Origin of the sequence: Burkholderia puraquae (assembly GCF_002099195.1) — a bacterium.
Lineage (GTDB): Bacteria > Pseudomonadota > Gammaproteobacteria > Burkholderiales > Burkholderiaceae > Burkholderia > Burkholderia puraquae.
Map to the genome: position 1 here is coordinate 160,905 of NZ_NBYX01000008.1, position 20,811 is coordinate 181,715.

Sequence of the window (20,811 nt, forward strand, 5' to 3'; positions counted from 1 at the left end):
GCATTGACGACCGTCAAGCCATGCCGCAACAACGCCGGATTGCGCTCGATCAACGACGCGGGCGGGCAGGCCCTTACAGTGAGTCATCCGTCGTCGCCGAGCCCCGCCATGGACGAGCAGCCGCTTTGCACCACCGTGTTCGCCGAACGCTATGCGCAGCCCGGCGAAACGTCGCGCGCGGCCGTCTTCCAGCGTGTCGCCCGCGCACTGTCGCTCGCCGAGCCGCCCGCGCTGCGCGCCCGGGCCGAGCGCACGTTCTTCGTGAACCTGCAGCGCGGCGCGATCGGCGCCGGTCGCATCATGGCGAACGCCGGCTCGAAGACAGGCGGGACGATGATCAACTGCTTCGTCCATCCGCTCGCGGTTCCGTTGGACCTGCCGCTGCAAGGTGTCGACGCAGCGCTCACGCAGGCGCTCGCCGACGCCCGGCTCACGCTGCTGATGGGCGGCGGAATCGGCTACGACTTCTCGCCGGTGCCGCCCGCCGGTGCGTACGAACGCAGCCTGTCGCCCGAACGCGGCGTATGTGCGGCGATCGACCAATTCGATGCGATGTGCCGCGCACTGCCGTTCACCGGCCCGCGCCGCGGCGCCCAGATGGGCGTCCTGCGCTGCGATCATCCGGACCTGCTGGCGTTCGTCACGGCCAAGCGCGGGCGATCGCGCTGGCCGACCTTCAACCTGTCGGTCGGCATCACGAACGCGTTCATGGAAGCGGTCGCGCACGATCTGCCATGGGCGCTCGTCCATCACGCGCCGCGCCATGCAGCCGACGTTGCGTCGCCCCGGCGGCCGGACGGGCGCTACCTTCATGCGACGGTTCCCGCTCGCAAGTTGTGGCAAGCGATCGTCAACGCCGCACGCGACAGTGCCGAACCCGGGCTGCTGTTCCTCGACACGATCCATGACGCGAATCCGCTGCGCGAGCACGAGCGGATCGACGCGACGAACCCGTGCGGCGAACAACCGTTGCCGCCTTACGGCAGTTGCGTGCTCGGGCCGATCGACCTGTCGCGGTTCGTGCGTCATCCGTTCGGCATCGACGGCGATCCGCGCGTCGATTTCGCGGCGCTAGCCGACGCGGTGCACGTCCAGGTCCGCCTGCTCGACGATGTGCTCGACCTCACGGCGTGGCCGCTCGCCGCGCACGCACGCGAAGCGCATCGGACGCGGCGCATCGGTGTCGGCGTGACGGGCCTGGGCGACGCGCTGACGATGCTGCGGCTGCGCTACGACAGCATCGAGGCGCGCGCATGTGCACGCAGCATCGCGCTGGCGATGCGCGAGCACGCGTTTGCCGCATCGGCCGCGCTGGCCGCCGAGCGCGGCGCGTTTCCCGCCTACGATCCGGCCGCTTACCTGACCGGCCCCGCATACCGCATGCGGCTGCCGCTGAAGGTGCATCACGCGATGACACGGCACGGGCTGCGCAACAGCCATCTGCTGTCGTTTGCGCCGGCCGGCAGCGTGAGTCTCGCGTTCTGCGACAACTGCTCGAACGGCATCGAGCCGGCCGTCGGCTGGACGCAGCGCCGGATGGTCCGCACGGCAGACGGGCAGGTGCACGCGTTCCGGGTACAGAACCATGCGTACCGGCTGTTTCGCGCACTGCATGGTGACGGCGTCGAGCTGCCGGACTATTTCGCTACCGCGGCCGAGATCGCGCCGCTCGATCACGTCGCGATGCTCGCGGCGCTGCAGCCCTGCGTCGACGCCGGCATCTCGAAGACTGTCACGATGGACAGCCGGTGTTCGCTGGCTCAGGTCGACGCGTTGTTCTTCGCGGCGTGGCGCGACGGGCTCAAGGGCATCACGGTGTTCCGGCCCGATCCGCAGCTCGCGTCGGTCGTCATCGACGACACGGCGCAACTCCGCGACGGTGCGGTCTGCATCGGCTGCTGAGCGGCCCGATCGCCGGTAGCCGGTCAGGCCGGCGTGTCCGTTGCCGTTACCGGCTCCGCATCGGCTCGCGCCGGCTCGGGCGCCGCGCCGCGATCGTCCGGCGGCGTAATGAGCGCCACCAGCGTGTCGTGATCGATCGACTCGTGCTGCAGCAGGCACTGCGCGATCCGTTCGAGCGCGTCGCGATGCTCGCCGAGCGTCGCCGCGACCCGCACGTGCGCGTCTTCGAGCAGCGCGCGCACCTCCTCGTCGATCAACTGCGCGGTGTGTTCGCTGCACCGGCCGTCGCCCGGCGTCCACACGCCGGGCGAACCGCCCTGCGGCGTCGCGTCGTCGAGCGTTGCCAGGCCGAGCTTTGCGCTCATCCCGTACTGCATGACCATGTGCCGCGCCAGCGCAGTTGCGCGCTCCAGATCGTTCTGCGCGCCGGTCGACACGTCGCCGAACGCGATTTCCTCGGCCACCCGGCCGCCGAGCAGCACGTCGAGCCGGTCGAGCAGCTCGCTCCTGCGCAGCACGTAGCGATCCTCGGTCGGCACCTGCTGCGTATAGCCGAGCGCCGCGATGCCGCGCGGGATGATCGACACCTTCTTCACCGGATCGCAATGCACGCGGCTTTGCGCGACGAGCGCGTGGCCCGCTTCGTGGTACGCGATGGTCCGCTTTTCCTCGTCGTTCATCACGCGGCTCTTGCGCTCCATGCCCGTCATCGCGCGATCGATCGCCTCGTCGAAGTCGGCCATGCCGATCGCCGGCTTGCCGAGTTCGGCCGCGTGCAGCGCGGCCTCATTGACGACGTTCGCGAGATCCGCGCCGACGAAGCCCGGCGTGCGCTGCGCCAGCTCGGCAAGGTCGACTTCCGGGGCCAGCTTCACGCGCTTCGTGTGCACGGCCAGGATCTGCTTGCGTCCGGTCAGGTCCGGCCGGTCGATCGCGATGTGCCGGTCGAAGCGCCCCGGGCGCAGCAGCGCGGGATCGAGGATCTCGGGCCGGTTCGTCGCGGCCATGATGATCACGCCCGAATTGGCCTGGAAGCCGTCCATCTCGACGAGCAGCTGGTTGAGCGTCTGCTCGCGCTCGTCATTGCCGGACATCAGGCCGACGCCGCGCGCCTTGCCGAGCGCATCGAGTTCGTCGATGAACACGATGCACGGCGCCTTCTGCTGCGCCTGTTCGAACAGGTCGCGCACGCGTGCCGCGCCGACCCCGACGAACATCTCGACGAACGCCGAGCCGCTGATCGTGAAGAACGGCACGGCCGCCTCGCCGGCCACCGCGCGCGCGAGCAGCGTCTTGCCGGTGCCGGGCGCGCCGACGATCAGCACGCCCTTCGGGATCTTGCCGCCGAGCCGCTGGTAGCGTTCGGGATTGCGCAGGAACGCGACGATCTGCTGCAACTCGGCCTTCGCCTCGTCGATGCCGGCGATGTCGTCGAACGTGATGCCGGTTTCCTGCTGCACGTACACGCGTGCCCGGCTTTTACCCATGCCGCTCAGGTCCCGGACCCCGCCCGGCCTGCGCATCATGAAGCTCCAGAACGTCACGAGGACGATCACCGGCAATATCCACCCGGCAAGCGTTTCGAGCCAGCCCGAATCCGGCACGCCGCGATAGCGGATGCCGGCGGTCGTGAGTTCGGTGACGAGACGATCGTCGGCGACCCGGTTGGTCGTGAAGCGCCACGGCGGCCCCACCTTCTTCACGGCGGCCGCATCGGAGGCCGGCAGGTTCGCACCGGCCTCAGGCATGCGCAGCACGCCCGAAATCGACGACTGGCCGATGTCCAGATCGTCGACGAGCCGCGCGTCGACCAGGCGGTGAAAGTCGCTGTACGAGATCGACGTCGTTGCCGGCCGGGCCATCAGCAGCTGATACGCCACCAGCGCGGCAAACACGAACGGGATCAGCAGTACGGAGTAGTCGAATGATTTTTTCATCGCATCGGGCCCGCTCGCCGGACACACCGCCGTTCATGCATCGTCGCGCGTCCATTGCGCACGCAGCATGTCCTCGCCGTCGCGGTAGTTGAGCGCGAGATCGCCGTGATGCGCGTGCAGCAACGCTTCCCCCAGCCGTCGCACCATGTGCACGCCCGTCGTGCGGACAACGAGCGTATCGGCGGATTTCTCGATTTCCATGATGCGTTCGAGCGCGTGTTCGCTCATCTCCAGATCAGCCTGACGCTCGAGCAGGTCGAGAATCGTCGCCCGGTGCGCGCGCAGGTACGCGCCGCGCAACACCAGCTCGCCCGCCGGCACGTTTTCTCGCATGCGCTTGCAGGCCGGGCATTCGAGTTGACGCCGGTCGAGCGGCGTCGCGTACCACGTCCATCGGCCTGCGTCGCACACGGCGCCGCAGCCCTCGCAAATCCGGTCGCCTGTGGGCCGCTTCGGATCGCGATAACTGTCCTTCGTATGCGGCTGCATGCGCTTGTCGCGGCGCAGAGGGTTTCGGCCGGGGCCGGAATTCGAACGGTTCATGACTGCTTCTCCTCGCAATAGACAGCACGGGCCAGCCGTCAGGCGACGGTTAGCCGATCGACGACCTCCCGGACACCTCTCACCGCCGCGGCCGCACCGCACGCGGCGCGCCTTTCGGCGAGCGACGCGACCTTGCCCGTCAACGTGACGACGCCGTCGGCCGCGTCGATCGCAATGCCCGCGGATTCGCGCTGCGCGCGACGCGCAAGCGCTTCGGCGATCCGCGTGCCGACGTCCGGCACCGTGTGGTCCGTTCGCACCCGGATCCGGTTCGCGACGCCGACGACACCGATCATCCGGCTCACCATCTTCTCCGCCGCCCGACTCTGGTATGCATGATCGACTTCGCCGTCGAGCGTCACGCAACCGTGATCGACCTCGACGCGGATCTTGTGATCGCGCAGCGCCTCCTGCCAGCCGAGCGCGAACGTGATCGCGATCGCCAGTTCCTGATCCGCGCACGCGTTCTCCGGCGGCGTGACGTTCAGTTCGAGCACCAGCGCGCGCGCATCCTCGACGTGCAGCGCCGTCTTCTGCGCCTCGAGCTTCTGCGCCCAGCTGTCGACCGTGCCGCGCAACGTCACGATCCGGTCGCGTACGTCGACGTCGATCCGCCGTGCATCGATCGCCGGATTCCAGAACAGCGCCTGCTCGACATCGTGCTTGAGTGCTGCATCGGACTTCATTTCCGTCTCCCGTCGGGCGGTGCCGGTCGCGACATTCGCGATCGGCGATGGGGCCGCACCGGATTCAGCATCGCGCACGGCGGCGCCCGCGGGTTGACGAGGATCAATCAACGGCGTGCTGGCGGCAGCCGCCGTCGCGCGCGCTCAAGCCGGATTTTTTCGTTGACGCAGATCAAGCGTGTGACGGGGCGCGACGCGATCATGACCCCGGACGCCCCGAAGTCCGTGGCGTCTCGTCCGTTTCGCATCGTTGCGACAGCCGCTCCCCGGGAGACCGTCATGAACCGCAGGCAATACCGAATCGCGCTCGCGACGCTCAGCGTATTCATCGCGCTCGCATCGCTGGCCGGCATCATTCACGGCATGCTGTTCGACGAACGGGTTTTCAGATACTCGATCGTCACGCTGATCCTGAGCATCCTCTCGTTCGTCGTCCTGCTGAACCTCGCCCCGGGCGACCGGCCGTGACGCGCGCGACCGCGTCGGGCGCGGCGCAACCCGCCGGCGCGGGGCCATTTTCCGGCGTGCCTGTCAACCGAAGCACCGCTCGAAACGCATTCCCGCCGAAGTGATGCAGATCAAGGGTAAGAGCGTCATTCGTCGGATATAAGTGAACCCGAAGCGGCGACGCCACGAGGCGGCGCCATCCTGCGTTCCCGTATTCGCCGAGGCTTTCCATGCGCGCCTTCGCGCTTCCCGTCGTGTTCCGCATCGCAGCTTTCCGGTACGTGCGTTTCGTTGCGCTCGCAACGGGTATCGGCCTGCTGTCCGGATGCCTGTCGCTCGCACCGCCGGACCGGCGTCCCGCCGCGCCGATCCCGGCCGCCTTTCCGGATCCGTCGGCCGGCGCCACGCCCGCGGCTGAGGCCGAGGCTGCGCCGGTGCCCGCGTGGCGGGACTACTTCGTCGATACGCGCCTTCGCGCGCTGATCGCGCAGGCGCTGGCCAACAATCGCGACCTGCGTGCGGCCGTCGCGCGCGTCGAACAGGCGCGCGCCGCGTATGGCATCCGCCGAGCGGACCAGTGGCCGACGATCGGCGCCGGTGCGGCCTATGCGCGGTTTCGCGCACCGGCCGGGTTCCTCACGCCCGCCCCGTTCATCGGCCAGGTCTACGAGGTCCAGCTGGCCGAGACGCAATGGGAACTCGATTTCTGGGGACGTGTTCGCAACCTGAAGGACGCGGCGCTGCAGCGCTATCTCGCGAGCGATGCTGCCCGGCGCGCCGCCACGCTGAGCGTGATCACGTCGGTCGCCAACGCGTATCTGACACTGTGCGAATACGACGAGCGCATCGCGCTGACCCGCGCGACGATCGACACGCGACGCGAGTCGCTGCGGATTTTCCGGCTTCGCCACGCAGCCGGCGCGATCTCCCGCCTCGACCTGACGCAGGCCGAGATCCTGCTGCAGCAGGCGGAGTCCCTCGGCGCCCAGCTGCAACAGGGGCGTGCGTCGGCGGCCGATGCACTGGCCCTGCTGGTCGGCGCACCGCCGGAACTGGCGAGCACGCCGCTCACGCTCGACGACGGCGCCGTCGCGCCGTCGCTCGCCCCCGGCCTGCCCTCGTCGCTGCTTGCCCGGCGGCCGGACGTGATTGCGGCCGAGCACGAACTGCAGGCAACCCGCGCGAACATCGGCGCGGCGCGCGCCGCGTTCTTTCCGCGCATCGCGCTGACGAGCTCGATCGGCTCGGGCAGCAGCGCGCTGCATGACCTCCTGACATCGAGTACCGGCGTCTGGTCGGTGGTTCCGAACGTGACGCTGCCGCTGATCGACGGCGGCCGCAACCGCTCGAATCTCGCGCTGGCGCACGCGCAGCGCGACGAAGCGCTCGCGCGCTACGAGCGGACGATCCAGGGCGCGTTTCGCGACGTGTCCGATGCGCTCGCGTCCCGTTACTGGCTGGCAGACGAGGTGCGCATCGAGCGCGCCACGCTGGATTCGCAAGCCGAACGGGCCCGCCTAGCGAAGCTGCGCTACGACAGCGGCGCGACCCGGTTCCTCGAGGTGCTCGACGCGCAGCGCGACCTGATGAACGCGGAGCAGCAATGGGTGATGACGCGTCGAGCGCTGCTGTCGAGCCGCGTCGCGCTCTATGGCGCGCTCGGCGGCGCCACGCACGACAGCGACACTGCCGCCGCGCCACCGACCAACGAATCGACGAATCCGGATTCCCTACGATGAAAACCCTCAAGCGCCCTCTTCTGATCGGGGCAGGCGTCGCCGTGCTCGCGATCGGCATCACGTATTTCGGATGGACGCGCTGGCATGACGGACAGGCCGATGCCGGCCTCGTGAGCGGCAACGGCCGTATCGAAGCGACCGAGATCGACGTCGCGACCAAGCTGCCGGGGCGCGTCACCGCGATGCTCGTCGACGAAGGCGACTTCGTGACGGCCGGCCAGCCGCTCGCGCGCATGGACGTCGTCGTCCTGCAGGCCCAGCTCGACGAAGCGCGCGCCCGGGAGCAGCAGGCGGTGAACACGGCGGCGAGCATCGACGCGCAGGTCGCGCAGCGGCGCAGCGACAAGGCGGCGGCCGAGGCCGTCGTCGTCCAGCGGGAAAGCGAACTGGATGCGGCGACGCGGCGGCTCGCGCGCTCCGAGACGCTGTCGCGCGACGGCGCGTCGTCGATGCAGGAGCTCGACGACGACCGCGCGCGCGCCGGCAGCCTGCGGGCCACCGTGAATGCGGCACGCGCGCAGGTGCAGGCCGCGCAGGCCGCGATCGACGCGACCCGCGCCCAGCTCGTCGCCGCGCGCTCCGCCGTGACGGCCGCACAGGCGACGGTCGCGCGCGTGCAGGCCGACATCTCGGACAGCGACCTGACATCGCCGCGCGACGGGCGCGTGCAGTATCGCGTGGCCGAATCGGGCGAAGTGCTGCCGGCCGGCGGCAAGGTGCTCAACGTGGTCGACCTGTCGGACGTCTACATGACGTTCTTCCTGCCCGAGACGGTCGTCGGCCGGGTGCCGCTCGGCGCCGACGTGCGGATCGTGCTCGATGCGGCGCCGGAGTATGTGATCCCGGCCCGCGTGTCGTACGTGTCGAGCACCGCGCAATTCACGCCGAAAACGGTCGAGACGGCCACCGAACGGCAGAAGCTGATGTTCCGGGTGAAGGCGCGCATCGACCGCGACCTGTTGCAGCGCCACCTGAAGCTCGTCAAGACCGGGCTGCCGGGCGTCGCGTGGCTGAAGGCCGATCCGCACGCCGCGTGGCCCGCGCGCCTCGCGATCAAGGTTCCCCAATGAAATCGACGCTCCCGGCCGATACCGGCGCAGGCGCGACCGAAGGTCCGCCGGTTCCCGCGCCGGTCGCACGCCTGTCCGGCGTTTCGCTGCGCTACGGCGACAAGGCCGCGCTCGACGACGTGACGCTCGACATCCCGGCCGGCCGCATGATCGGGCTGATCGGGCCGGACGGCGTCGGCAAGTCGAGCCTGCTCGCGCTCGTGTCCGGCGCACGCGCGATCCAGCAGGGGCGCGTATGGACCCTCGGCGGCGACCTGTCGTCACGCCGTCATCGCGCGCGGGTCTGCCGGCGCATCGCCTATATGCCGCAGGGCCTGGGCCGGAACCTGTACGCGACGCTGTCCGTCGAGGAAAACCTGCAGTTCTTCGCGCGGCTGTTCGGCCACGACGCGGCGGAGCGGCGCCGCCGGATCGACGCGCTCACGCACAGCACCGGCCTGCACCCGTTCCTCGATCGGCCCGCCGGCAAACTGTCCGGCGGCATGAAGCAGAAGCTCGGCCTGTGCTGCGCGCTGATCCACGATCCGGACCTGCTGATCCTCGACGAACCGACGACCGGCGTCGATCCGCTGTCGCGCGCCCAGTTCTGGGAGCTGATCGGGCGCATTCGCGCCGCCCGTCCGGCGATGAGCGTGCTGGTGGCCACCGCGTACATGGACGAGGCCCGGCGGTTCGACCGGCTGATCGCGATGGACGCCGGGCGCGTGCTGGCAACCGGCAGCCCGGACGAGCTGCTGGCCCGCACCGGCTGCGGCACGCTCGAGGATGCGTTCGTCGCGTTGCTCCCCGACGCGCAGCGGCGCGGGCACCAGCCGATCCGGATCGCGCCGTTCCAGCCCGATGCCGCCGCCGGCTACGCGATCGAGGCCGACGGCCTGACGATGCGATTCGGCGATTTCGTCGCGGTCGATCACGTCAGCCTGCAGATCCGTCGCGGCGAGATCTTCGGCTTCCTCGGCTCCAACGGGTGCGGCAAGTCGACGACGATGAAGATGCTCACCGGGCTGCTCCCCGCGTCGGAAGGCACGGCGACGCTGTTCGGCCAGCCGGTCGCCGCGGACGACATCGACACGCGCCGGCGGGTCGGCTACATGTCGCAAGGATTTTCGCTGTACGGCGAGCTGACCGTGCAGCAGAACCTCGTGCTGCATGCGCGCCTGTTCGGCGTACCGGAGGCGGACGTCCCGGGGCGGGTCGCCGAAATGGCCGAGCGTTTCGGGCTGGCCGGCTCGCTCGACGCGTTGCCCGAACGCCTGCCGCTCGGCATGCGGCAGCGGCTGTCCCTCGCGGTAGCGATGGTGCACAAGCCCGAGCTGCTGATCCTCGACGAGCCGACTTCCGGCGTGGATCCGGTCGCGCGGGACGATTTCTGGCGGCTGATGATCGAGCTTGCCCGGCTCGATCGCGTCACGATCTTCATCTCGACGCACTTCATGAACGAAGCCGAGCGCTGCGATCGCATCTCGCTGATGCACGCGGGCCGGGTGCTCGCCAGCGCCGCCCCCGCGGAACTCGTGCGCACGCGCGGCGCCGGCTCGCTCGAGGAGGCGTTCATCGCCTACCTGACCGATGCGCAGCAAGCGAACGGCGCGCCGATGGACGAGGCGTCCGATGCGGGCTGGCTGAGCGCGCCGCCCGACGCCGCCGCCGACACCCGTGCCGGTGATGGCCGCGCAACCGCGTGGTTCAGCCCCGCACGCGCCGGCAGCTACCTGTGGCGCGAAGTGCTGGAGCTGCGCCGCGACCCGCTGCGTGCGACGCTGGCGCTGTTCGGATCGCTCGTCCTGATGTGCGTGATCAGCATCGGCATCAGCCTCGACGTCGACAACCTGACGTTCGCGGTGCTCGACCGCGACCAGTCGATCCTCAGCCAGGACTACGCGCAGAACCTCGCCGGCTCCCGCTACTTCGTGCCGCGCGCACCGCTCGTGGACGATCGCGACATCGACCGGCGCATGCGCAACGGCCAGTTGTCGCTCGCGATCGAGATTCCGCCCGGTTTCGCCCGCGACGTCGCGCACGGCCGGCGCGTCGAGATCGGCGCGTGGATCGACGGCGCGATGCCGATGCGCGCGGAGACGATCCGCGGCTATGTCGCCGGCATGCACGAGAACTGGCTGCGCGACCAGGCGAAGCGCCGGCTCGGCGCGTCGCTCGCGCCGGCCGTCGAGATCGCCGTGCGCTATCGCTACAACCCCGACGTCAGGAGCCTGCCGGCGATGATTCCGGCCATCATGCCGATGCTGCTGCTGATGCTGCCCGCGATGCTGACGGCGCTGGCCGTCGTCCGCGAACGGGAGCTCGGGTCGATCGTCAACCTGTACGTGACGCCCGTCACACGGGCCGAATTCCTGCTCGGCAAGCAGGCGCCCTACGTGATGCTGGCCATGCTGAACTTCCTGCTGATGGTCGTGCTGGCCGACGTCGCGTTCGGCGTGCGGATCAAGGGCAGTTTCTTCACGCTCGCGGCCGCGGTGCTGGTCTTCAACGTGGTGGCGACGGGCATCGGGCTGTTCGCCTCGACATTCACCCGCAGCCAGATCGCCGCGATCTTCATGACAATCGTCGGCACGCTGATTCCCGTCGTGCAATTTTCCGGGCTGCTCACGCCGCTGTCGTCGCTGGAAGGCGCCGGCAAGTGGATCGGCGCGGTCTACCCGGCCACCTACATGCTCGCGATCAGCCGCGGCGTGTTCAACAAGGCACTCGGCCTGGCCGACCTGTCGTCGCAGTTCTGGCCGCTGCTCGCGGCGGCGCCCGCCATCCTGGTCCTGACCGCCGTGCTGCTGCGCAAACAGGAGCGCTGACCATGTCGCGCCTGCTCGTCATTTTCCGGCTGGGGGTCAAGGAGCTCTGGAGCCTCGCCCGCGATCCGATCCTGCTCGTGCTGATCGTCTACACGTTCAGCGCGTCGATCTACGTCGCCGCCACCGCGCGCCCGGAAACGCTGCACAAGGTACCGATCGCGATCGTCGACGAAGACGCATCGCCGCTGTCCGCGCGCATCGCCGCGGCGTTCTTCCCGCCGCAGTTCGCGCCGCCGCCGATCGTCGGCGCGGCCGCGGCCGACCGCGGCCTCGACAACGGCGACTACACGTTCTCGCTCGACATTCCGCCGGATTTCCAGCGCGACGTGCTCGCCGGCCGCCCTGCGACGATCCAGCTCAACGTCGACGCGACCCGCATGACGCAGGCGTTTACCGGCGGCGGCTACGTGCAGCAGATCGTGTCGGGCGAAATCGATGCATTCGTGCGGCGCTATCGCGGCGCATCGTCGCCGCCCGTCGATCTCGCGATGCGGATGCGCTTCAACCCGAATCTCGACGAAGTGTGGTTCGGCGCGCTGATGGAGCTGATCAACAACGTGACGATGCTGTCGATGATCCTCACCGGGGCCGCGCTGATCCGCGAGCGCGAGCACGGCACGATCGAGCACCTGCTCGTGATGCCGGTGACGGCGGCGGAGATCATGCTTGCGAAGGTCTGGTCGATGGGGCTCGTCGTCACGGTGGCGGCCGTCGCGTCGCTGACGCTGGTCGTGGGCGGGGCGCTGCACGTGCCGATTCCGGGCTCCATCCCGCTGTTCGTGGCCGGGATGGCGCTGCACCTGTTCGCGACGACGTCGATGGGCATCTTTCTCGCGACCCTCGTGCGCAGCATGCCGCAGTTCGGGATGCTGCTGGTGCTCGTGCTGCTGCCGCTGCAGTTGCTGTCGGGCGGGCTGACGCCGCGCGAGAGCATGCCGGTCGCGGTGCAGGACGTCATGCTGGCCGCGCCGACCACGCATTTCGTCGAACTCGCGCAACGCATCCTGTACCGGGGGGCCGGCCTCGATGCGGTCTGGATCCAGTTCGCGGTGCTGTTCGCGATCGGTTGCACGCTGTTCCTGCTGTCGCTGATGCGCTTCCGCAAGACGATCGCGCAGATGGCGTAAGCGGCCGGGTGAGCGGCCGGATGCCCGCGCGGCGCCCGGATTCGTCCGTTGATACAGATCAACCGTGCCGGAACCCTTCACGCGATCATGACGTCACGACTTGCGCAATCCGTAGCGGCCGCGATCGCGGCCACGCGGCATCGCGCTCACGGGCGGCCGGCGGCCGCCTCCCTGGAGAACGTCATGATGCGCCTGCCCTTCCGGATCGTTCTGGCCACGCTCGGCGTGTTCGTCGCACTCGCGTCGCTGCTGGGCGTCGTGCACGCGATGCTGGTCGGGGTGCATGTGCTTCCGTACGCGATCGTCGCGCTGGTGGCGGGCAGCGCCGCCTTCGTCGCGCAGCCGGATCCGGGCGCCGGCGAGCATTCATGATGCGCTCGTACCCGGCTCACGCCCCATCATGAACGGCATCCTTCGCCTCGCGTTCAAGCTGCTCGTGAACGACAGCGCGAAGTTCACCGCGCTGACCATCGGCATCACGTTCTCGGTGCTGCTGATGATCGAGATGACGTCGCTGTTCGCCGGGATCCTGAACAAGTCGTCGGCGTCCGTGATCAACATCGGCGCGAAGATGTGGGTGATGGACCCTGCCGTGAAGACGATCGCGAACAGCATTGGCATGCCCGACTACGTGCTCGACGCGGTACGCAGCATCGACGGCGTCAAGTATGCGGTGCCGCTCTACTCCGGCGCCGCGCTCGTCAAGCTGCGCTCCGGCACCTACCAGGCGGTGACGATCGTCGGCCTGGACGATGCGAGCCTGCTCGGCCGACCGACGATGCTGCAGGCGCGGACGACAAACCCGCCCGCCCCGGGCACGGAAACGGCAATCCCTGATTTCCGTCAATCGCTTCACGCGGATCCGCGCTGTAATCGATTCACTGCTCCCTCGACTCCCGGTGAGGCGATCCATGAAACTGACTTTTCTCGGCGCGACCGAAACCGTGACCGGCTCGAAGTACCTGGTCGAGCACGGCAAGCGCCGCGTGCTGGTCGACTGCGGCCTGTTCCAGGGCACCAAGAACCTGCGGCTGCGCAACTGGAGCCCATTGCCGGTCGCGCCCGACACGCTCGACGCGGTCGTGCTCACGCACGCGCATATCGACCATACCGGCTATCTGCCGGTGCTGGCGCGCGAAGGCTATCGCGGGCCGGTGTACTGCACGGCGGCCACGGCCGAACTCTGCGACATCATGCTGCGCGACAGCGCGCGGCTGCAGGAGGAAGAAGCCGACTTCGCGAACCGCCACGGCTACTCGAAGCATCATCCGGCGCAACCGCTCTACACGCTGGACGACGCGCAGCGCGCGCTGCACCTGCTGAAGCCCGTCGCGTTCGACGAATGCACCGCGCTCGGCGACGGCCTGGCGTTCCGCCTGCTGCCGGCCGGACACATTCTGGGCGCGGCGAGCGTCGTGATGCACTGGGATCACAAGGTGCTCGCATTCTCGGGCGACCTTGGCCGCTATCACGACCCGATCATGCAGCCGCCGCTGGCACCCGCGCACGCGGACTACCTGGTCGTCGAATCGACGTACGGCGACCGGCTGCATCCGGATTCGGACCCCGAGAGCGAACTGGCTGCGATGTTCGACAAGACCTTCGCGCGCGGCGGCGTGGTCGTGATGCCCTGCTTCACCGTCGGCCGCGCGCAGGAAATCCTGCACTACATCGCGCGCCTGAAGGCGTCGGGCCGGATGGCACGCGTTCCGGTGTTCGTCGACAGCCCGATGGCCACCGACGTGACCGAGATCTATCGCCACCATATTCTCGAACACCGGTTGACGCCTTCCGAAGCGAACGCACTCGGCCACGCGGCCACGATGATCCGGTCGGTCGAGCAGTCGAAGGCGATCGCCGACCATCAGGGCCCGATGGTCATCATCGCGGGCAGCGGGATGGCGACGGGCGGCCGCGTGCTGCACCACCTGAGCCGCTACGCACCCGATGCGCGCAACACGATCGCGCTGGTCGGCTACCAGGCGGCCGGCACGCGCGGCGCGGCGCTGGCCGCGCACGAGCCGACACTGAAGATCCACGGCGAGTACGTGCGCGTGCGCGCGCAGGTCGAGTCGATCACGACGCTCTCCGCGCATGCCGACTATGAAGAGATTCTCCGCTGGCTCGGCACGATGCAGCGCGCGCCCGTGCGGACCTTCGTCACGCACGGCGAGCCGGCCGCGGCCGATGCGATGCGGCGGCGCATCGCGGAGCGGCTGCACTGGGCGTGCGAGGTGCCGGTGTATGCGCAGTGCGTCGATCTCGATGCGGTCGAATCCGGCGGCACACGCGAGCCTGCCGCACTGTCCTCCTGACGGCGTAACTAACCGGACGGGGCGGGAACCGGGTGTCGCATGCCGGTTCCCGCCGCGCGCTACCGGGCCATCAACCGGGCCATCAACCGACTTCGATGATGACCTTCAGCGCCTGCGTCTGCGCCGCGCGGCCGAACGTGTCGTACGCGCGCTCGACGTCGTCGAGCGAGAACCGGTGCGTGATCAGGTGTTTCGGATCGAGGCGCCCGGCACGCACGGTCTTCAGCAGCATCGGCGTGCTGACCGTGTCGACGAGCCGGGTCGTGATCGAGATGTTGCGATCCCACAGTTTCTCGAGGTGCAGGTCGGCCTTGACCCCGTGCACGCCGACGTTCGCAACCACGCCGCCCGGCGCCACCAGTGACGTGCACATCTCGAACGTCGCCGGAATCCCGACCGCCTCGATCGCGCAATCCACGCCGACGCCATCGGTCAGCTTCATCACGTCCGCCACCGGGTCGCCGGTGCGGCCGTCGAAGCACTCGGTCGCGCCGAAGCGCCGCGCCACGTCCAGCCGGTTGCTGTCCGGATCGATCATGATGATCTGCGCGGGCGAGTAGAACTGCGCGGTCAGCAGCGCCGCCAGCCCGATCGGGCCCGCGCCGACGATCGCGACCGAACAGCCCGGCTGCACCTTGCCGTTCAGCACGCCGCATTCGAACCCGGTCGGCAGGATGTCGGACAGCATCACGAGCGCCTCCTCGTCCGCGCCTGGCGGAATCCGGTAGAGGCTCGTCTGCGCATGCGGGATGCGCACGTACTCGGCCTGCGTGCCGTCGATCCGGTTCCCGAGGATCCAGCCGCCGGTCGTGCAATGCGAATACAGGCCGCGGCGGCAATATTCGCAGCGGCCGCATGACGAGATGCAGGAAATCAGCACGTGATCGCCCGGCTTCAGCGCGTCGACGGCGGCACCGACCTGCTCGACGATGCCGACGCCCTCGTGGCCGAGAATGCGGCCGGGTTCGCAGGTCGGCACGTCCCCCTTGAGGATGTGCAGGTCGGTGCCGCAGATCGTCGTGCGCGTCACGCGCACGAGCGCGTCGGTGGGCGACTGCAGTTCCGGCATCGGCCGTTCCTCGAGCGCCTTGCGCCCCGGGCCGTGGTAGACGAGTGCTTTCATCGTGGTTCCTCCATCGAAAGAATGGGTTGCAGGTTCGCTCATCAGGACGGCGGCGCATGCCGCACCTGTGCCAGCACCATCGCGAGTGCGCAGGACGCGACCCGGACGGCAGCGCCGTCGGCGCGGCTCGTCAGCACGATCGGTACGCGCGCGCCCACGACGATGCCTGCGCTGACGGCACCCCCGAGGTATTCGAGCTGCTTCGCGAGCAGGTTGCCCGCTTCGATGTCGGGCACGACCAGGATGTCGGCGCAGCCGGCGACCGGCGAATCGATCCCCTTGTCGCGCGCCGCCCGCAGCGAGATCGCGTTGTCGAATGCGAGCGGGCCGTCGACGATCGCGCCCGTGAGCTGGCCGCGCTCGGCCATCTTCGCGAGCGCCGCCGCGTCGAGCGTCGAGCGCATCGCCGGATTGACGGTCTCGACCGCACACAGCACGGCCACGCGCGGGCACGCCACGCCCAGCGCATGCGCGACGTCGATCGCGTTCTGCGTGATGGCCGCCTTCTGCGCGAGGTCCGGCGCGATGTTCACCGCCGCGTCGGTCAGGATGAACGGCCGCGGATACGCCGGTGTCTCGATCAGGAAACAGTGGGACATCCGCTTGTCGGTGCGCAGCCCTGATTCGGCGGCGACGACTGCGCCCATCAGCTCGTCCGTATGCAGGCTGCCCTTCATCAGCGCGCCGGCGCGGCCGGCCGCCGCGAGTTCGACCGCGCGGGCTGCTGCCGCATGGCTGTGCGGCACGTCCTCGATCGTCCACGGCGAAAGATCGACGCCCGCATCGTGCGCGACACGCAGCACCTTGTCGCGCGGTGCGACGATCAGCGGCTCGATCGCGGTCCCGAGAGGCGACGCGCCGAGCTCGGCCAGCGCGACGAGACTGGTTGCGTCGCACGGATGCACGACGGCAACGACGAGCGGCGGCGCGTTGCGTGCCCGCGCGATCAGCCCAGGCAGCGCGCCGTCCGCACGCGGCAGCAGGCCGGGCAGGCACGCGCCGCCGCTTGCATCCGGGTAGCGGTGCCCGTTCATGTCTCGAACACGTAGGCGCCGGGTGCCGCGGCAAGCCCGGCGGCCGGCGTGCGAGCCGGCACGTCGCCCGACGAGCGCGCATGCAGCCAGTCGCGCCAGCAGGTCCACCACGATCCGTCCACTGCGGGCGTGTCGTGCACGAATGCGCGCGGGCTGCGGTACGGCGCGCCCGGTTCGCGGGTCGCGCAGCGGTAGTGGCGGCCCGGATGACCGGGTTCCGACACGATGCCCGCGTTGTGGCCGCCTGCCGTCAGCACGAAAGTCAATGCATGGTGAGTCAGCAGATGGAGCTTGTAGACGGAGTGCCACGGCGAGACGTGATCGCGCTCGGTGCCCACCACGAACGTCGGCACGTCGAGATCCGACAGCGCGACCGGCCGCCCGTCGACGCAGTAGCGGCCTGCCGCGAGATCGTTGTCGAGGAACAGCCGGGTCAGGTATTCCGAATGCATGCGGTACGGCATGCGCGTGGTGTCCGCATTCCACGACATCAGGTCGTTCGGCTTCGTGCGCTTGCCGAGCAGGTATTCGCTCATCATCCGGGACCAGATCAGGTCGCGCGCGTTCAGCAGTTCGAACGCGGCGGACATCTGCGCGCCGTCCAGGTAGCCCTGCCGCCACATCAGTGCATCGAGTGCGGACAGTTCGCTCGCGTCGATGAACAGGCCGAGTTCGCCAGGTTCGCTGAAATCGGTCTCGGCCGCGAGCAACGTGACGGATCGCAGTGCGCCGTGTTGCCGCCCGTCGCGTGCGAGCGCCGCCGCGCCGATTGCCAGCAGCGTGCCGCCGAGGCAATAGCCGGCCGCATGGACCGCCTCGCCGCAGATCGACCGGACGACGTCGAGCGCGGCCAGGCAGCCGTCGCGCAGGTAATCGTCGAGCCCGAGATCGCGCGCTTCCGCGCCCGGATTGCGCCATGACACCGCAAACACGGTATAGCCCGCATCGACCAGGAAACGGATCAGCGAATCGTGCGGCTGCAGATCGAGGATGTAGTACTTCATGATCCACGACGGCACGATCAGGATCGGCTCGCGCGCGACGCGCGGTGTCGCCGGGTCGTATTGCAGCAGCTCGCACAATGCGTTGCGCCACACGACCCGGCCCGGCGTAATCGCCACGTCGCGCCCCGGCAGGTACGCACGCGCGTCGCGGCCACGCGTGCCGCCGGCGCGATCGAGCCACGCGTTCGCATCGTCGAGCCAGTGCCGCGCGCCCGCCGCGAGGTTCGCGCCGCCGCTGCGCATCGTCGCGTCGAGCGCGACCGGATTGGTCGCCAGAAAGTTGCCGGGCGAGCACGCGTCGAGCCATTGACGCGCGGCGAAACCGACCAGCTCCTCATGGTGCCGCTCGACACCCGGCACGCCGCGCGTCGCGTCGCGCCACCAGCGCTGGACCGACAGGAAGCCGTCGCGATACGCGCAAAACGGCCAGCCCGACCAGGCGGGCGCGGCGAAACGGGGATCGGCGCGCCCCGCATGCACGGCCAGGCCGTCCGTGTCTGCGTCGTCCGCCGCGCCGTTCTCCGCCGCCGCGGGCGCGGCCGCCATCCACGCCTGCGTCGCGAGTTCGAAGCACTTGCCCGGCGACACCGCCAGATGCGCGCCCCAGTCGAGCATGGCCAGCGCGAGCGACACGGGCGACAGCCCGAAGGTCATCGCGGCGACGTTGGCATGCGCGGCGCGGTTCCATCGTTCGGCGGGCGTCGCCTCGGCCGGCGCGCATTCGGGCGTGCCGGTTTTCTGCCGGTCCGGATCGGGTTGCTGCCTCGATTCGCGCACGAGCGGCGCGCGGATGACGGACGCTTTCATCGCATGTACATGCCGCCGTTGACGTCGAATTCGGCGCCTGTCGCAAACGCCGCCGCGTCGGAACACAGGAAGGCGACGAGCGCGGCGATTTCATCGGGGTCGCCGAGGCGACCGGCCGGAATCTGCGGCAGGATCTTCGTGTCGAGCACTTCCTTCGGCACCGACTCGAGCATCGCGGTGGCCAGGTAGCCAGGGGCCACCGTGTTGACCGTGATGCCGTGCCGCGCGAGTTCGAGCGCCAGCGACTTCGTGAAACCGTGGATGCCGGCTTTCGCGGCCGCGTAGTTCGCCTGCCCGTACGCGCCTCGCTCCCCGTTCACGGACCCGATGTTCACGATCCGGCCGAAGCCGGCGGCAATCATCCCGGGCACGAACGGCTTCGTCATGTTGAACAGGCCGTCGAGATTGGTGCGCAGCACCGCATCCCACATGCTCTTGGTCATCTTCACGAAGGTGGCATCGTGCGTGATGCCGGCGTTGTTGACGAGCACGTCGACGCGCCCGAATTCGGCCAGCACGCGTGCCGCGCAATGCTGGCACGACTCGTAGTCGGCCACGTCGACCTCGTACGCATGAAACGTGCGGCCCGCCTCGCGTTCGTGCGTGAGCCACGTCGCGACGTGGTCGTTGCGTTCGGTGTGCGACACCGCCACCGTCATGCCGGCCTCGTGCAGGCGGCGGCTGATCGCGGCACCGAGGCCACCCATTCCACCCGTGACGAAAGCGACGCGCTTAGCGGACATGATCGTGCTCCTGCGCGGCATGGCTGCCATCGAGACGCCGGACGGCCGTGGCGTCGTCGCCCGCGTCGACGGCTTCCGTGATGCCGAGCTCGAACGCGGCCATCCAGTCGCGCCACGGCATGCTCGCCTCGTTGACCACGGCCAGCCGCCCGAGATCGGGCCACCAGTCGGTCTGGTAGCGCGACAGTGCGCCGGCGCCGTAATCGCGCAACCACGTGCGCCACGCACTCGCGCTCTCGAACTGCCCGCGCATGCACAGCTCGGTGGCGTCCTGCCAGATCGCGACAGTAGCGATCGTGTAGTCGCGCATCAACTGCCGGGCCGTTTCGCCGAAAGCCGTCCATTGGTTCGTCGCCGTCAGCGCCTGCTGCAGGCCGTGCACCGCGTCGCGGTCCCGCTCGATGCGCCGCCCTGCCAGCTCATGCCATTCGTGCTGCCAGTCGCGGGTCAGCGCGGCCATGCGCAACGCGAGATCGCAACCCGCGCGGCACGCGTCGTTCGGTGTGGTCAAAGCTTGGGGGCTCATCGTATTCGCTCCTTCGATCCGGTCGATGAATTGGCGTCCGCTTCACTGTGCGACCGTGGCGCACGGCACCCGTTGATCTGAGTCAAGCACTCGGAAACCCTGCTTCGTAGACTGGATTGCACTGGCGGATCATCCGTCGATGGAGCGATTCCGATGAGCTACAAAAGCCTAGTCGTGCACCTCGATACGAGCGCCCGCGCGCATTCGCGTCTCGAGTTCGCGTTGCGTCTCGCCCGGCGCTTCGGTGCGCATCTCACCGGGCTGTTCGCGGTCTATACGCCGGAGCCGCATTCGTTCTACGTGATGGCCGGTTCCGCCGACTATTTCCGCGCGCAACGCGAGCAGCGCGACGAGCGGCTCGGCGCGCTGGAGCGCCTGTTTCACGCGGAAACGGCCCGCGCGAAGGTGCCGTCCACCTGGGTGCGCGCAGACGAACGCGCGAATGTGGCCGTGCCGCGCGCCGCACGTCTTGCCGACCTCGTGATTGCGGGCCAAAGCGACCCGAACGATCCCGAAACCTACATCGACGACCAGTTTCCGGAGAACCTCGTGCTGTCCGCCGGTCGCCCGGTGCTGTTCTGGCCATACACCGGCGAATTCCCGTCGATCGGCGAACGGGTATTCGTCGCCTGGGACGGCAGCCGCGAAGCTGCCCGCGCCGCGCACGACGCGCTCCCCTTTCTCGAGCATGCGAAGCGCACGACGGTCGTCGCCGTGGTCGACGGCGATTCGGAAGCGGCGACCACGCGCATTCCGGCCGCCGATGCCGCGTTGATGCTCGCGCGCCATGCGCGCGACGTGAACGTGCTCGACATCGACACCGGAACCGGCGAGTCAGTCGGCGACACGCTGCTGTCACGTGCTTACGAAACGGGCTCCGACCTGCTGGTCATGGGTGCCTACGGCCATCCGCGCTGGCGCGAGCTGGTCATGGGCGGCGCCACGCGCACGGTGCTGGCGTCGATGACGCTGCCGGTACTGATGTCGCACTGAACCTGGCG

General features: G+C 69.1%; 17 protein-coding genes and 1 pseudogene. 10 read left to right on the top strand and 8 right to left on the bottom strand.

Going from position 1 to position 20,811, the window contains the following annotated elements; genetic code table 11:
* Positions 1–108: 108 nt before the first annotated feature.
* Positions 109–1,902 carry an adenosylcobalamin-dependent ribonucleoside-diphosphate reductase gene (locus B7G54_RS17660; protein ID WP_085040227.1) on the top strand — a complete coding sequence of 598 codons (1,794 nt, stop codon included), beginning with the start codon at positions 109–111 and terminating at the stop codon, positions 1,900–1,902.
* Positions 1,903–1,925: 23 nt separating this feature from the next.
* Here B7G54_RS17660 and ftsH read toward each other — a convergent pair whose 3' ends face one another.
* The 3 genes from ftsH to B7G54_RS17675 are packed head-to-tail and all read right to left on the bottom strand — an operon-like array spanning position 1,926 to position 5,068.
* Positions 1,926–3,839 (bottom strand): ATP-dependent zinc metalloprotease FtsH, encoded by a 1,914-nt coding sequence (gene ftsH / locus B7G54_RS17665; protein WP_085040228.1) that lies wholly within the window; start codon positions 3,837–3,839, stop codon positions 1,926–1,928.
* Positions 3,840–3,872: 33 nt separating this feature from the next.
* Positions 3,873–4,382, bottom strand: a complete 510-nt coding sequence (locus tag B7G54_RS17670) for a BCAM0308 family protein (RefSeq protein ID WP_085040229.1) — start codon at positions 4,380–4,382, stop codon at positions 3,873–3,875.
* 38 nt (positions 4,383–4,420) lie between these two features.
* Positions 4,421–5,068 carry a BON domain-containing protein gene (locus tag B7G54_RS17675; RefSeq protein WP_085040355.1) on the bottom strand — a complete coding sequence of 216 codons (648 nt, stop codon included), beginning with the start codon at positions 5,066–5,068 and terminating at the stop codon, positions 4,421–4,423.
* Between the two features lie 279 nt (positions 5,069–5,347).
* Here B7G54_RS17675 and B7G54_RS17680 point away from each other — a divergent pair, with 279 nt between their 5' ends.
* From B7G54_RS17680 to B7G54_RS17715, 8 genes and pseudogenes are all read left to right on the top strand, one after another.
* On the top strand, positions 5,348–5,536 hold the full coding sequence (locus B7G54_RS17680; RefSeq protein ID WP_039353513.1) for a DUF2964 family protein: 189 nt from the start codon (positions 5,348–5,350) through the stop codon (positions 5,534–5,536).
* A 209-nt stretch (positions 5,537–5,745) separates the two neighbouring features.
* Entirely contained in the window at positions 5,746–7,254 is a 1,509-nt protein-coding gene (locus tag B7G54_RS17685) for an efflux transporter outer membrane subunit (RefSeq protein ID WP_085040230.1), read from the top strand.
* Positions 7,251–8,324 carry an HlyD family secretion protein gene (locus B7G54_RS17690; RefSeq protein ID WP_085040231.1) on the top strand — a complete coding sequence of 358 codons (1,074 nt, stop codon included), beginning with the start codon at positions 7,251–7,253 and terminating at the stop codon, positions 8,322–8,324. Before B7G54_RS17685 ends, B7G54_RS17690 begins: the two co-directional genes overlap by 4 nt.
* On the top strand, positions 8,321–11,131 hold the full coding sequence (rbbA, locus tag B7G54_RS17695) for a ribosome-associated ATPase/putative transporter RbbA (RefSeq protein ID WP_085040232.1): 2,811 nt from the start codon (positions 8,321–8,323) through the stop codon (positions 11,129–11,131). Before B7G54_RS17690 ends, rbbA begins: the two co-directional genes overlap by 4 nt.
* Before the next feature lie 2 nt (positions 11,132–11,133).
* Entirely contained in the window at positions 11,134–12,258 is a 1,125-nt protein-coding gene (locus B7G54_RS17700; RefSeq protein ID WP_085040233.1) for an ABC transporter permease, read from the top strand.
* Between the two features lie 183 nt (positions 12,259–12,441).
* On the top strand, positions 12,442–12,630 hold the full coding sequence (locus B7G54_RS17705; protein ID WP_085040234.1) for a DUF2964 family protein: 189 nt from the start codon (positions 12,442–12,444) through the stop codon (positions 12,628–12,630).
* A gap of 28 nt (positions 12,631–12,658) precedes the next feature.
* Positions 12,659–13,096, top strand: a pseudogene (locus B7G54_RS17710) (ABC transporter permease); the annotation flags it as partial.
* Positions 13,097–13,169: 73 nt separating this feature from the next.
* The gene (locus tag B7G54_RS17715; protein ID WP_085040235.1) at positions 13,170–14,573 is read left to right on the top strand and encodes an MBL fold metallo-hydrolase RNA specificity domain-containing protein; all 1,404 of its coding nucleotides are present in this window, start codon (positions 13,170–13,172) and stop codon (positions 14,571–14,573) included.
* A gap of 82 nt (positions 14,574–14,655) precedes the next feature.
* On the opposite strand, the gene B7G54_RS17720 is transcribed toward B7G54_RS17715, so the two are convergent.
* From B7G54_RS17720 to B7G54_RS17740, 5 genes are read right to left on the bottom strand one after another with little or no spacing between them, the layout of a single operon-like run.
* Entirely contained in the window at positions 14,656–15,696 is a 1,041-nt protein-coding gene (locus tag B7G54_RS17720) for a zinc-dependent alcohol dehydrogenase family protein (protein WP_085040236.1), read from the bottom strand.
* Between the two features lie 41 nt (positions 15,697–15,737).
* Entirely contained in the window at positions 15,738–16,730 is a 993-nt protein-coding gene (locus tag B7G54_RS17725) for a bifunctional enoyl-CoA hydratase/phosphate acetyltransferase (RefSeq protein ID WP_085040237.1), read from the bottom strand.
* Positions 16,727–18,541 (bottom strand): PHA/PHB synthase family protein, encoded by a 1,815-nt coding sequence (locus B7G54_RS17730; protein WP_085040238.1) that lies wholly within the window; start codon positions 18,539–18,541, stop codon positions 16,727–16,729. The genes B7G54_RS17725 and B7G54_RS17730 overlap by 4 nt, the downstream gene beginning before the upstream one ends.
* Positions 18,538–19,284 carry a beta-ketoacyl-ACP reductase gene (locus B7G54_RS17735; protein WP_085040239.1) on the bottom strand — a complete coding sequence of 249 codons (747 nt, stop codon included), beginning with the start codon at positions 19,282–19,284 and terminating at the stop codon, positions 18,538–18,540. The genes B7G54_RS17730 and B7G54_RS17735 overlap by 4 nt, the downstream gene beginning before the upstream one ends.
* On the bottom strand, positions 19,274–19,810 hold the full coding sequence (locus B7G54_RS17740) for a hypothetical protein (RefSeq protein ID WP_085040240.1): 537 nt from the start codon (positions 19,808–19,810) through the stop codon (positions 19,274–19,276). The genes B7G54_RS17735 and B7G54_RS17740 overlap by 11 nt, the downstream gene beginning before the upstream one ends.
* A 153-nt stretch (positions 19,811–19,963) precedes the next feature.
* On the opposite strand from B7G54_RS17740, the gene B7G54_RS17745 reads away from it, so the two are divergent.
* A complete protein-coding gene (locus tag B7G54_RS17745) occupies positions 19,964–20,803 on the top strand; it encodes a universal stress protein (RefSeq protein ID WP_085040241.1) in 840 nt (279 codons plus the stop codon).
* Positions 20,804–20,811: the final 8 nt, after the last annotated feature.